Genomic DNA, 13,374 nt, shown 5'->3' with positions numbered 1-13,374 from the left:
ACCAGACGTCGAACCAATCGGTTCGATAGCACTTGATATGTGTCAGGAAAGAGATTATGTCAATCGAACCGAACGGTTCAGTTCGAAAATTTTTCTTCAATTATCACGGTATACTCTCATGTCGGCCCAGAAGAATAGCGCGGTTCGCGCCGTCAACGATGCGGAAGAGGCGGACATCTCCGCCAAGGCCGAGACCTCTCCGGCAAAGCCGGCAGACGCCCCACCGCAACAGCCGCCCCAGGTAACCGCCGCACCGAAGCAGAAGAAGCGTTCGAAGCTTCTTCCTGTCATCGCCATCGCTGCTCTCGCCGGTGCCGGCTGGTACGGTTACAACTGGTGGATCGACGGCCGTTTCATGGTCTCGACTGACGACGCCTATATAGAAGGTGACATCGCCGTCATCGCGCCGAAGGTTTCCGGTTACATCGCCAAGGTGAATGTGGTCGAAAACCAGGAAGTCAAGGCGGGCGATCCGCTGGTGACACTCGACGATGGCGACTACCGCATCGCGCTCGATCAGGCGGAGGCGCAGATCCGCACTGAGGAACTGTCGCTGAAGCGTATCGATGCGCAGATCATCGGCGGCGAAGCCTCGCAGGAACAGGCCGTTGCCCAGAAGGGTGCGCTGGATGCCGCCCTTCGCGGTGCCGAAATCACCCAGAAGCGCGCCAGCGAATTGCAGGCGAAGGACGTCGGCACCGTTGCCGCTTCCGACAATGCGCAGGTCGCACTCGATCAGGCACGAGCGAATGTCGTGGCCGGCGACGCGGCGATTTCGTCGGCAAAAGCCAATGTCGAACTTCTGCGCGCCCAGCGCGAGGAGGCCGAAAGCACCATCCGCTCGCTTGAACTTTCCCGTGACAAGGCCGCTCGCGACCTGTCCTTCACCGTGCTGAAGGCGCCTTATGACGGCGTCATCGGCAATCTGGCGGTGCAGACGGGTGATCTGGTTTCGGTGGGCAAGCGTCTGGCGTCGCTGGTGCCGATGAACGAGCTTTATATCGATGCCAATTTCAAGGAAACGCAGCTGGCCAGCGTGGTGCCCGGCTCGAAGGTGCGCGTCCATGTCGATGCCTTTGACGATGCGACCATTGAAGGCACGGTGCAGTCGATCTCGCCGGGTTCCGGTTCGGTCTTCTCCATGCTCCCGCCGGAAAATGCCACGGGCAACTTCACCAAGGTCATCCAGCGCGTGCCGGTGCGGATCGTCTTCTCGAAGGACGATCTTGCCAGGCACAATCTGCGTGCGGGCCTGAGCGTCGTCGTTGATGTCGACACGCGCACGGCGCCTGAAAATACGAAAACGGCGCAAGCCAAGTAAAGCGTCGTCGAGGGCAAGATCATGGCGGCTACGGTTGTCGGTACGGGCGGGGCATCTGTCCCCGTCGATCCTCCGATGGACAGGCGCAGGCTCATCGCGTTTTTCGCGATGGTCTTCGGCATGTTCATGTCCATTCTCGATATTCAGATCGTTTCCGCCTCGCTGGCGGAAATTCAGGCCGGCCTCGGTGCGGGCTCAGATGAGATCGCCTGGGTGCAGACCTCCTATCTGATCGCCGAAGTCATCATGATTCCGCTGTCGGGCACGCTGGCGCGCATCCTGTCCACGCGCGTGCTCTTCGCCACCTGTGCGGCGGGCTTTACGATTTCGAGCGCGCTCTGCGCCACCGCCACCAATATCGACCAAATGATCGTCTATCGGGCGATACAGGGCTTTATCGGCGGCGGCATGATCCCCTCCGTCTTCGCTGCCGCCTTCACGATCTTCCCGCCGTCGAAGCGCTCAGTCGTCTCGCCGATCATCGGTCTGGTCGCCACGCTTGCGCCGACCATCGGCCCGACGGTCGGCGGTTATCTCTCCAATGCCTTTTCTTGGCACTGGCTGTTCCTCGTCAACATCATTCCCGGCATCATCGTCACCATCCTGACCTGGAGCCTGATCGATTTCGACAAGCCGGAACACTCGCTCTGGAAGAAGTTCGACTGGTGGGGGCTGATCTCCATGGGGGTCTTCCTCGGCTCGCTGGAATATGTGCTGGAAGAGGGCAACAACAAGGACTGGTTCAACGACGAGCACATCGTGCTTGGATCGGTCGCCATGGTCATCGGTGCGGTGGTGTTCTTCTGGCGTGCCTTCAAGGTGGAATTCCCTGTCGTGGATATCCGCGCCTTCGCCGATCGCAATTTCTCGATCGGCTCGCTGTTTTCCTTCGTCATGGGCATCGGGCTTTACGGGCTGACCTATCTTTACCCGCTCTATCTCGGCCGGGTGAGGGGATATGATGCGCTGATGATCGGCGAGACCATGTTCGTCTCCGGCCTTGCCATGTTCTTCACCGCGCCGATTGCCGGCAAGGTCTCCACCAAGCTCGATCCGCGGGTGATGATGGCCATCGGCTTCATCAGCTTCGGCTGCGGTACGTGGATCATGACCTATGTGACGACCGACTGGGACTTCTATGAATTGCTGATCCCGCAGATCCTGCGCGGTTTTGGCCTGATGATGTGCATGGTGCCGATCAACAACATCGCGCTCGGCACGCTGCCGCCCGCCCGCATCCGCAATGCGTCGGGCCTGTTCAACCTCACCCGTAACCTTGGCGGTGCGGTTGGCCTTGCCGTCATCAACACCATGCTGTCGCAGCGCACCGACGATCATTATGTGCGGCTGGCGGAACATATCAGCTACTCCAATCCGCAGGCGCTGGAATGGCTGAACAATGTCGGTGCGAACTATGATTCCTACGGGCTGGACGGCGCATCCGTCGCGATCAAGAAACTGGTCGGCATGGTCTCGCAGCAGGCATGGATACTGGCCTTCGCGGATGTGTTCTTCGCGCTGACGCTTTTGTTCGGCAGCCTGATCTTCATGACGATCCTGATCCAGAAACCCAAGGCAGCGCCGCCGCCAGACGCGGCGCACTAAAAAAATCCCCTCCCATCCACCGCAGAGCTGGGGCCGTCGAAAATGACGGCCCCTTTTTTTGCCTGCCTGCCCGATGAATATGGAGCAAGCGGGTGCGGCATATTTCTTCTCCCCGCCGGGGAGAAGTCCGCGGCAGCGGGATGAGGGGGCAAGGGTAGAGATATTCGGAGAGCTTGCCCCCTCATCCGACCCTTCGGGCCACCTTCTCCCCCTCGGGGAGAAGAAATGCGCGGCACCGTTTCGCGACGAGCCGCTGACCTCCACACCAGCTTTCGACGAAATATGAGGTACGTACATCATTTTTCGGTTTACCTCGACCCCAAAGCTGGATATTCAAAGGCGAGGGGAGGAGCCATGAAGCCGACAGTTCATGATATTGCCGAGCGCGCGGGCGTCAGCCTCGCCACCATCGACCGGGTGCTGAACATGCGTCCGGGCGTTCATGCCGCCACCCGCGCCCGCGTGGAGGCGGCGATTGCCGAGCTTGGTTATGTGCGCGATATCGCCGCCGCCAATCTGGCCAAGGGCCGCAATTATTCGCTGGTCTTCATCCTGCCGGGCAATGACAATTCCTTCATGGCGACGCTGAGGGCCGAGGTGCGGGCTGCCGCCTCCCGCTCCCATCTGGAGCGCACGGCGATCCGCATCATAGAGGTGCCGCCCTTTAATGCCGCAGCACTGACCGAGGCCCTGGAAGTGGCGCGACGGGAAAAGCCGTCGGGTGTGGCTTTCGTCGCCACCGATTCGCAAGATGTGGCGGAAGCCGCCGACCGGCTGGCGGAAGACGGCATCGCCACGGTGACGCTGGTTTCCGATCTTTCCGGCTCGCGCCGCGACCACTATGCCGGCGTCGACAATGCCGCGGCGGGACGCACGGCGGCGAGCCTGATGGGACGTTTCCTCTCCAGCCGTGGCGGCGATATCGCTGTTGTCGCCGGCTCCATGCTGGTGCGCGACCATCGCGAACGTCTGGAAGGTTTTCGCGCCGTCATCGAAGCCGAATTTCCGCAATTGCGGCTTCTGCCGGTGCTGGAGGGCAAGGATGATCCGGCAACCGTCGAGGCGCTGGTTGCCGGAGCGCTCGGCAATGCTGCGTTGTCAGGCATCTACAGTCTCGGCGCCGGCAATCGCGGCCTCATCCGGGCGCTCAGAGTTTTGGATGGCGAAAGGCCGCTGTCTGTCATCGCCCACGAACTCACGGAAAACACCGCCAATGCGCTGCGGGAAGGCGTGCTTGACGCCGTGCTCAACCAGGATGCCGGCCATGAGGTACGCAGCGCCATCCGCGTGTTGAAGGCCCGTGCCGACGGCCAGCCGGTCATCGCCGCGCAGGAACGTATCCGTATCGACATATTCCTCAGGGACAATCTGCCCTGACGAGAGCATTTCCAGGAAAAGTGGCCGCCGGTTTTCCGTCCGGAAATGCGGTGACTTTTAAAAAACGCTGAAAGTGGCGCATGGAGCGCCGGAATGGAGAAATACATGTATCTCGGTCTCGATCTTGGCACTTCAGGCATCAAAGCCCTGCTGATGGATGGCGATCAGAAGATTGTCGGTTCGGCCAATGGTTCGCTGGAGGTTTCGCGTCCGCATCATGGCTGGTCGGAACAGGATCCGGCCGACTGGATCGCCGCCGCGAAAACCGCCGTCTCCGGCCTGAAGCAAAAGTTTCCGAAGGAGCTTGCCGCGGTGAAGGGCATCGGCCTTTCCGGCCAGATGCACGGCGCGACGCTTGTGGATGCGGCCGGCAAGGTGCTGCGCCCCTGCATTCTGTGGAACGACACCCGCTCGCACGCCGAGGCCGCCGCACTCGATGCCGATCCGCGTTTCCGCAAGATAACAGGCAATATCGTTTTCCCCGGCTTCACCGCGCCGAAGCTTGCCTGGGTGGCGAAGAACGAACCTGAAATCTTCGCGAAAGTGGCGAAGGTGCTGCTGCCGAAGGATTACCTGCGGCTCTGGCTGACGGGCGAATATATCTCGGAAATGTCGGACTCGGCCGGCACCTCATGGCTCGATACCGGTGCACGTAAATGGTCTTCCGAACTTCTCGCTGCCACCGGCCTTGATGAAAAACACATGCCGTCGCTGGTGGAAGGCACGGATGAGGCGGGCGTGCTTCGCTCTGAACTTGCTGCTGAATGGGGCATTTCCGGCCGCACCGTGGTAGCCGGTGGCGCGGGTGACAATGCCGCTTCCGCCTGCGGCATGGGCACGGTGAAGGAAGGCCATGCCTTCGTGTCGCTCGGCACGTCAGGCGTGCTGTTCGCCGCCAATGCCTCCTATCTGCCGAAGCCGGAAAGCGCCGTGCATGCCTTCTGCCATGCACTGCCCAACACCTGGCACCAGATGGGCGTCATCCTCTCCGCCACCGATGCGCTGAACTGGTATTCGCGCCTCACCGGGCAATCCGCCGCCGATCTGACCAGCGAACTGGGAGAGACGCTGCTTGCGCCGACCGGCGTTACCTTCGCGCCTTATCTCTCCGGCGAGCGCACGCCGCATAATGACGCGGCCATTCGCGGTTCCTTCATCGGTCTTTTGCATGAAAGCGACCGTAAGGCGCTGACTCAAGGTGTGCTGGAAGGCGTGACCTTTGCCATCCGCGATAATCTCGAAGCGCTGAAATCTGCCGGCACCTCGATTTCGCGGGTTACCGCCATCGGTGGCGGTTCACGTTCGGCCTATTGGCTGGCCTCGATCGCCACTTCGCTCGGCGTGCCGGTGGATATTCCGGCGGAAGGTGATTTCGGTGCGGCCTTCGGTGCTGCCCGTCTTGGTCTGATTGCCGCGACCGGGGCTGATCCGGTTGCCGTTTGCTCACAGCCGGAAACGGCGCGGACGATTGAGCCGGTGGCGGCGCTGGCCGGCGCTTATGAGGAGGCTTATCGGCGGTATCACGCGCTTTATCCGGCTATTCGGGCGCTTTCGCATTGAGGTATTGAGGGTGTGGCTACCCCCCTCTGTCCTGCCGGACATCTCCCCCACAAGGGGGGAGATCGACAAGCGGCGGACACCTCGCCCATGGAACGAGCGAGTACGGCATCTGATCTCCCCCCTTGTGGGGGAGATGTCCGGCAGGACAGAGGGGGGTAGCCACACCCTCCGGCATTTCATCTAAACCCACCAAGGAGGACCCACCATGAGCACAGGTTTTTTCGGCGATATCGCCAAAATCAAATATGAAGGCCCCGACAGCACCAACCCACTGGCCTTCCGCCATTATAACCCCGATGAAATCGTCGCCGGCAAGCGCATGGAAGACCACCTGCGTTTCGCGGTGGCCTACTGGCACACCTTTACCTGGCCGGGCGGCGACCCCTTCGGCGGCCAGACGTTTGAGCGCCCGTGGTTCGAAGACACCATGCAGGCCGCCAAGCTGAAGGCCGATGTAGCTTTCGAATTCTTCTCGCTGCTCGGTTCGCCATTTTATTGCTTCCATGACGCCGATGTGCGCCCGGAAGGCAAAAACTTTGCTGAGAACACGAAGAACCTCAACGAAATCGTTGATTATTTTGCTGAAAAGCAGGCCCAGACCGGCGTGAAGCTGCTGTGGGGCACGGCGAACCTGTTCTCCAACCGGCGTTTCATGTCGGGCGCGGCAACCAATCCGGACCCGGATGTTTTTGCATTCTCCGCCGCAACGGTGAAGACCTGCATGGATGCCACCAAGAAGCTCGGCGGCGCAAACTACGTTCTGTGGGGTGGCCGCGAAGGTTACGAGACCCTGCTCAACACCGATCTGTCGCGTGAACTCGACCAGCTGGGCCGATTCCTCAATCTGGTAGTGGAATATAAATACAAGATCGGCTTTGAGGGCACGATCCTGATCGAGCCGAAACCGCAGGAGCCGACCAAGCACCAATACGACTATGACGTCGCCACCGTTTATGCCTTCCTGCAGAAAAACGGTCTGGAAAAGGAAGTGAAGGTCAATATCGAGCAGGGCCATGCCATCCTTGCCGGCCATTCCTTCGAGCATGAGCTGGCCATGGCCAATGCCTTCGGCATTTTCGGTTCCATCGACATGAACCGCAACGATTACCAGTCCGGCTGGGATACCGACCAGTTCCCCAACAACGTGCCGGAAATGGCGCTCGCCTATTATCACGTTCTGGCCGGCGGCGGCTTCAAGAATGGCGGCACCAATTTCGATTCCAAGCTGCGTCGCCAGTCTCTCGATCCGCAGGACCTGCTGATCGGTCATATCGGTGGTATGGATTGCTGCGCCCGCGGCCTGAAGGCGGCGGCGAAGATGGTCGAGGACGGCGCACTGTCGAAGCCGCTGAACGAGCGTTACGCCAAGTGGGATTCCCCCGAGGCCCAGAAGATGCTGCGCGGCGAGTTGAAGCTCGACGAGATTACCGCGCTGGTGGAGCGGGAGGATATCAATCCCGAGCCGAAATCCGGTCGTCAGGAATATCTGGAAAACGTCGTCAATCGTTACGTCTGACGCGCAAGTCCATTGCTGAAAAAGCGGGGCGGGGGATCATCTCCCGCCTTTTTTGTGCGCTGTTCCATGGTGATTTTGTGCCGGTCTCCCGCCTCCTGCTGTTGCGTAATTGTCACAATCCTCGCCGGTCAGCCGTCTGCACGCCTCAATGCTGCAACGGTTTGATCCATCTCAATCGGTGTCTCCTGCCCTTCGCCATAGTGGCCGTGACGGTCGTGGCAGCGCGAGATTCGCAGCCCACCATCATCAGCCGTTTTCGGGGTTCCCGGTGACGGCTGTGGCATCGGCAAGCACCGATGCGCCGGTTCGAGAAGGTGAGACGCGCCCTGGGGAATGTCCGAACGGATGCAGGCTGCGCTAAAGGAGAGATGGAATGACGAACAGGAACAAAAGAACCGCCTTGCTTGCCAGCGTCGCGGTTAGTGTTGCGGCAATGCTGGTGTCGGCCAATGCCATGGCCGCCGATCTGGCCCCGGCAGCACCGGCGCCCACCGCCGAAGAGGCGATTGCGGCGGCAAGCCCGTGGATGCTGCGCGTGCGCGGTCTCGGCGTCATCACCAATGACAGCGGCAGCGTCGACGGTGTGCCGGGTGCCGGCCTCTCCTATTCCGATACGGTGATCCCGGAACTCGACATCACCTATTTCTTCACGCCGAATTTTGCCGCTGAACTCATTCTCGGCACCACCTATGCCAAGATCAATGGCGAGGGCGTGCTGGCCGGCACGCCGGTCGGCAAGACATGGCTGCTGCCGCCAACGCTGACGCTGCAATATCACTTCACCGATTTCGGCGCCTTCAAGCCCTATATCGGTGCGGGCGTGAACTATTCGCTGTTCTACAACCAGTCCGAACAGCCCGGTTTCAGCAATCTTGACGTCAAGAACAAGCTAGGTGCCGCCGTGCAGGTCGGTTTCGACTATATGCTCGACGAGCATTGGGGCGTGAACTTCGATGTGAAGAAGATCTTCCTGAAGACCGACTGGACCGCCGAACTGGGCGGCACACCGATCAGCGGCAAGGCGAAGCTCGATCCCTGGCTGATCGGTGCCGGTATCACCTATCGCTTCTGATCCCGGTACGGATTTCAGCGCCGCCTTTGACGGGCGGCGCGTTCTGAGTTATACGGACGGCCACGGGCAGAGAGCCCCGGCCGTCCGCAGGCATTGATGCCCCTGGTGAAGCTCTTATCCCTGATAACGGTCATCCCCATGTTTTGCATGTCGTCGATGGCAACGCGGACCCCCTTCGGAAAATTCGGCATGTCAATGTTGGAGAACCGTTATGAACGTGTCCAAACCGCTTCCCGCTCTTGAGGGGCTGAAGGAACAGGCAAAACGCCTGCGCGCCGCCCTTGAGGAACAGGGGCAGGCAATCACCCACTCAAAGGCGCTGGAACTCATCGCCGCGCAATATGGCTTCCGCGACTGGAACACCCTGCACGCAGCAGCCGGTAACCGCCCCGCCTTCAATCCCTATCTTCTGGGTTCCAGGGTGGAAGGCCTCTATCTCGGCCAGCCTTTCGTCGCCTCCGTGCTCGGCGTCCAGGCGCTTGGCGGTGACCCGGAACGCTATCGGCTCACTCTGCATCTCGACGACCCCGTCGACGTCGTGACCTTCGAAAGCTTCTCCGCCTTCCGGCAGCGCGTCCACTGCAATATCGATGCCTCCGGCCGCACGGTGGAGAAAACCTCCAACGGCCGGCCGCAGGTGGAGCTGGTGTGGTAGAGGGACGGCGAGACGTACGTTGCCGTCACCTGTCAGGGTAGTTTCCAGATACTACTAAAATTCTTCGCACTAATTTGTCGAACCGTGTTCCGGCCCGTGGCCGGGACACGGTTTTTCACATCGACGTTAGCCAGTTTCACTGATGTTGCCGTTTTGCAGCTTTATGTTGTTGTTTGTTGATTGCAATTTGTACTTAGTCGACAGTATAGTCCACATAAAATTATGAATATGACATTTTTATAAATAATTTTGAATGAGGTATTGATGAGCGCGGATAGCAATCCCGGACGTTGGGTTTACGTCGATTCCATTCGAGGAATAGCAGCTCTGGCGGTAGTTTACATTCATATTGCCGAAATCGCCTACAAGAATAAATTTACCACAAATGATTTTGAGTATTATTTATTTTATTTTTTCACGGAATACTTTGACCTCGGAAAAATAGCAGTCGTTATGTTCTTCGCTGTTTCCGGCTTTGTTATCCCGTTCTCTCTTCTGAAAGCGAGTAGCGCACCTTTGCGCGGTTTCGCAATTTCGCGGTTTTTCAGGCTGTATCCCGCTTATTGGATGTCTATGGTTCTGGCTCTGGCGATCACCCCGATCGTGCGGGGCGACGTCTTCACGCTTGGCCAGATATATGCCAATGTGACGATGCTGCAGCAGTTTCTGGGCCAGCAGAATATTCTCGGTGTCTATTGGACGCTGCAGATAGAAATCGTTTTTTATGTCGTCAGCGCGATGATGTTTTATGCCAGGCTCCTGCACAAGCCGGAAGGTGCCGCTGGTGCGGTGGTATTTTTCCTTATGTGCGCGGTCGTTATGGGCGCGGTGCGTTATGGTATGGGCATCAAATTACCGGTGGCCATGCCGCTGGGGCTGACTGTGATGTTTTGGGGCTTGTTATGGCGTCACGGCGCCAGCGAAGAGGCCGGGCCGCGGCTGCGACGGCTTATCCTGTTCACATCGCTCCTCGTTGTCTTTGCCGTGCCGTTCATCAGCCTTCTAAGCTATAATGTGGACATGGGCTTCGGCGAGACCTGGTATCGCTATACGATTGCCTACTATGCGGGAATGGCGCTGTTTGCGCTGTTCACGACCAAACTGCGCATCACCCACCCGCTCTTTGTCTGGCTCGGCGCGATAAGCTATTCCGTCTATCTGCTTGGGCCGGTCGCCCAACCGATCGTGGAATATGTGCTTCCCTATCGCCAGCTGGCTCCCTATCCGGTTCACGTGACTATCATAGCGGTCTTCGCCTTAACCGTGGCCATGGCCTATTTGAGCTACCGGTTAATTGAGTTGCCATTCCAGAAGTTTGGGAAGAAGCTAGCCTCTCGTCGGCCTGCTCATGTGGGGGTCTCATCGGCATGAGATAAGGTATATGACATGTCGGCATTGCCGCAGAGAGCGACAATGCCGACATGTTCATCTCAAATCCGCTTTCCCGACGCGTCGAACAGATGGAAATCCTTGGCCTGCGCGGCGATCTTCAGCGTTTCGCCGATGCGCAGCTGCGAGCGGCCGGGAACGCGGAAGACGATGGTGGTGCCATCGGCGAAGGAGCCGTGCACATAGCTTTCCGCCCCCACCAGTTCCACGGCGTCCACCTGCACGTTGGCGGTGAAGGCGGCATCGGCGGGTTCTGCTTCCGCCAGCGTGATGTCTTCCGGGCGGATGCCAAGCGTGGCGGCGTTTTGCGGTAGTGCTGCGGCGCCATTCACCGACCAGCCGGTCGAGCCATTGGACGAGGCCGCGGCATGGGCCAGAAGGTTCATGGAGGGTGAGCCGATGAAGGTAGCGACGAAGGTGGTCGCCGGCTTTTCGTAAAGCTCGATCGGCGTGCCCATTTGCTCGATGCGGCCGGCATTCAGCACCACCAACCGGTCGGCCAGCGTCATGGCTTCCATCTGGTCATGGGTGACATAAACGCTTGTCGTGGCGAGCGAGCGTTGCAGGCGGCGGATTTCTACGCGCATCTGCACGCGCAGCTTGGCGTCGAGGTTGGAGAGCGGCTCGTCGAACAAGAAGGCGGCCGGCTTGCGCACGATGGCGCGGCCCATGGCCACGCGCTGGCGCTGGCCGCCGGAAAGCTGGCGCGGTTTGCGCTCCAGGAATTGCTCGATTTCCAGCGCCTTGGCTGCCTCGGTGATGCGCCGTTCGATTTCCTCTTTCGGCGTGTTGCGGTTCTTCAGGCCATAGGCAAGGTTCTGGCGCACCGTCATATGCGGATAAAGCGCATAGTTCTGGAACACCATGGCGATGTCGCGGTCGGAGGGTTCGAGATCATTGACGACGCGGTCGCCGATGGAGATTTCACCGCCCGATATGCTTTCCAGCCCGGCGATCATGCGCAGCAGCGTGGATTTGCCGCAGCCGGAGGGGCCGACCAGCACGATCATTTCACCATCGGCGATGTCCATCGATACGCCTTTGATCGCATCGACATTGCCGCCGTAAACCTTGCGGACGTCTTTCAGCGCAATTTTTGCCATTACTTCTCGGTCTCCACCAAACCTTTGACGAACCAGCGCTGCATCAGCACCACAACCATAACAGGGGGGATGATGGCGAGGATCGCTGTCACCATCACATAATTCCAGGGCGTCGAAGCGTCGGTGAAGTCCACCATGCGCTTGAGGCCGATGATGATCGTGTTCATCTTGGCGTCGTTGGTGACGAGCAGCGGCCAGAGATATTGGGTCCAGCCATAGATGAACAGAATCACGAAAAGTGCTGCGATATTGGTTCTCGACAGCGGCAGCAGAATATCGCGCATGAAGCGGAACGGGCCGGCATTGTCGATACGCGCCGCCTCGACCAGTTCACCGGGAATGGTCAGGAAGAACTGCCGGAACAGGAAGGTCGCCGTCGCCGACGCCATCAATGGCAGTGTCAGCCCCGCATAGGTGTCGATCAGCCCAAGATCGACGATGACCTTGTAGGTGGGCAGGATACGCACCTCCACCGGCAGCATGAGCGTGATGAAGATCATCCAGAAAAAACCCATGCGGAAAGGAAAGCGGAAAAACACGATGGCGAAGGCCGACAGGAACGAAATGACGATCTTGCCGATGGCGATGGCGAGCGCCACGACGAAGCTGTTGAACAGCAGCCGTTCGAGGCTGACGCCGACCACTCTCTCGACACCGCCGACCATGGCCTCGGTGTAGTTCTCGGTCAGATGGTCGCCGGGCAGCAGCGACATCGGCGGGCGGATAATGTCGTTCGACGTCATGGAAGAGGCGACGAAGGTGTAGTAGATCGGGAAGGCCACAACGATGATGCCGAGAATGAGCATCAGATGGGCGACCATGCGGGCGACCGGGCGATTTTCAATCATTGTGAAATCCTCAGCCGTAGTGCACGCGCTTCTCGACGAAGCGGAACTGGAAGGCGGTGAGCGCAATGACGATCACCATCAGGATGACCGATTGCGCGGCGGAAGAGCCGAGGTTCAGGTTCACGAAGCCATCATTATAGACCTTGTAGACCAGCGTTTCCGTCGCCTTGGCGGGGCCGCCGCCGGTGACGGCATGGATGATGCCGAAGGTATCGAAGAAGGCGTAAACCGTGTTGACGACCAGAAGGAAGAAGGTGGTCGGCGCCAGCAGCGGGAAAACGATGGTCCAGAAGCGCCGCGAACCGCGCGCGCCATCAATGGAGGCCGCTTCCAGCAATGATTTCGGAATTGCCTGCAAGCCTGCGACAAAGAACAGAAAATTATAGCTGATCTGTTTCCACGCAGCGGCTGCGACCACCAGCAGCATGGCCTGATTGCCGTCGAGCAGCGGGTCCCACATGATGCCGTTGCGGCGCAGGATATAAGAGAAAGTTCCCATGGCCGGGTTGAACATGAACAGCCAAAGCATACCTGCCACGGCAGGCGCCACGGCATAGGGCATGATCATCATCGTGCGGTAAAACCCCTTGCCGCGCACCACCCGGTCGGCGGCGGTCGCCAGAAGCAGCGCCAGCCCCATGGAGACAAGCGCGGTCAGCACGCTGAAAATCACCGTGACGTGCAGCGAATTGAGGTAGCTTTCATCCGAAAGTACCGCAGAGAAATTGGCCAGACCGACGAAATTGCTGCTCAGCCCGAAGGCGTCCTCGCGCATGGTCGACTGGTAGAGTGCCTGACTTGCCGGCCAGAAAAAGAAGACCACCGTGAGGATGATCTGCGGCGCGACCAGCAGATAGGGCAGGATCTTGTTGGGGAATACGACGCTTTGCACGGCGATCTCCTGATGAGATGGAAACGCCGCCCGCAC

11 protein-coding genes are annotated in these 13,374 nt (G+C 59.4%); 8 read left to right on the top strand and 3 right to left on the bottom strand.

The features are described 5' to 3' along the window. The first annotated feature begins 118 nt into the window (after window positions 1–118). The 8 genes from JZX89_RS20860 (at window position 119) to JZX89_RS20825 (ending at window position 10,477) form a co-directional block, all read left to right on the top strand. Window positions 119–1,321: an HlyD family secretion protein gene (locus JZX89_RS20860; protein WP_188356010.1), complete on the top strand. Its 1,203-nt coding sequence runs from the start codon at window positions 119–121 to the stop codon at window positions 1,319–1,321. 21 nt (window positions 1,322–1,342) lie between these two features. Beyond that, window positions 1,343–2,926 carry a DHA2 family efflux MFS transporter permease subunit gene (locus JZX89_RS20855; RefSeq protein ID WP_207135241.1) on the top strand — a complete coding sequence of 528 codons (1,584 nt, stop codon included), beginning with the start codon at window positions 1,343–1,345 and terminating at the stop codon, window positions 2,924–2,926. 354 nt (window positions 2,927–3,280) lie between these two features. Beyond that, window positions 3,281–4,303, top strand: a complete 1,023-nt coding sequence (locus tag JZX89_RS20850) for a LacI family DNA-binding transcriptional regulator (protein ID WP_207135240.1) — start codon at window positions 3,281–3,283, stop codon at window positions 4,301–4,303. 105 nt (window positions 4,304–4,408) lie between these two features. Then, complete coding sequence (gene xylB, locus JZX89_RS20845) at window positions 4,409–5,863, top strand: xylulokinase (protein ID WP_207135305.1); 1,455 nt, start codon at window positions 4,409–4,411, stop codon at window positions 5,861–5,863. 205 nt (window positions 5,864–6,068) lie between these two features. Next, window positions 6,069–7,379: a xylose isomerase gene (xylA, locus tag JZX89_RS20840; protein WP_153516602.1), complete on the top strand. Its 1,311-nt coding sequence runs from the start codon at window positions 6,069–6,071 to the stop codon at window positions 7,377–7,379. A 373-nt stretch (window positions 7,380–7,752) separates the two neighbouring features. Next, window positions 7,753–8,451, top strand: a complete 699-nt coding sequence (locus tag JZX89_RS20835; RefSeq protein WP_149899094.1) for an OmpW/AlkL family protein — start codon at window positions 7,753–7,755, stop codon at window positions 8,449–8,451. Between the two features lie 211 nt (window positions 8,452–8,662). Then, window positions 8,663–9,106: a glyoxalase superfamily protein gene (locus JZX89_RS20830; RefSeq protein WP_153516601.1), complete on the top strand. Its 444-nt coding sequence runs from the start codon at window positions 8,663–8,665 to the stop codon at window positions 9,104–9,106. A gap of 264 nt (window positions 9,107–9,370) precedes the next feature. Next, window positions 9,371–10,477, top strand: coding sequence for an acyltransferase family protein (locus JZX89_RS20825; protein WP_207135239.1), 1,107 nt, complete (start codon window positions 9,371–9,373; stop codon window positions 10,475–10,477). Window positions 10,478–10,536: 59 nt separating this feature from the next. Here the strand turns inward: JZX89_RS20825 and JZX89_RS20820 are convergent, their stop codons facing one another. From JZX89_RS20820 to ugpA, 3 genes are read right to left on the bottom strand one after another with little or no spacing between them, the layout of a single operon-like run. Next, window positions 10,537–11,598: a sn-glycerol-3-phosphate import ATP-binding protein UgpC gene (locus tag JZX89_RS20820; protein ID WP_153516599.1), complete on the bottom strand. Its 1,062-nt coding sequence runs from the start codon at window positions 11,596–11,598 to the stop codon at window positions 10,537–10,539. Further along, window positions 11,598–12,446, bottom strand: a complete 849-nt coding sequence (gene ugpE, locus JZX89_RS20815) for a sn-glycerol-3-phosphate ABC transporter permease UgpE (RefSeq protein WP_149899091.1) — start codon at window positions 12,444–12,446, stop codon at window positions 11,598–11,600. The genes JZX89_RS20820 and ugpE overlap by 1 nt, the downstream gene beginning before the upstream one ends. Before the next feature lie 10 nt (window positions 12,447–12,456). Further along, window positions 12,457–13,338: a sn-glycerol-3-phosphate ABC transporter permease UgpA gene (gene ugpA, locus JZX89_RS20810; protein WP_035228177.1), complete on the bottom strand. Its 882-nt coding sequence runs from the start codon at window positions 13,336–13,338 to the stop codon at window positions 12,457–12,459. Window positions 13,339–13,374: the final 36 nt, after the last annotated feature.

Source organism: Agrobacterium burrii (assembly GCF_017313405.1).
In the GTDB taxonomy this organism is placed as follows: Bacteria; Pseudomonadota; Alphaproteobacteria; order Rhizobiales; family Rhizobiaceae; genus Agrobacterium; species Agrobacterium burrii.
The sequence above is the reverse complement of the archived record's forward strand: the minus strand, read 5'-3'. Positions and strand labels throughout refer to the sequence as shown.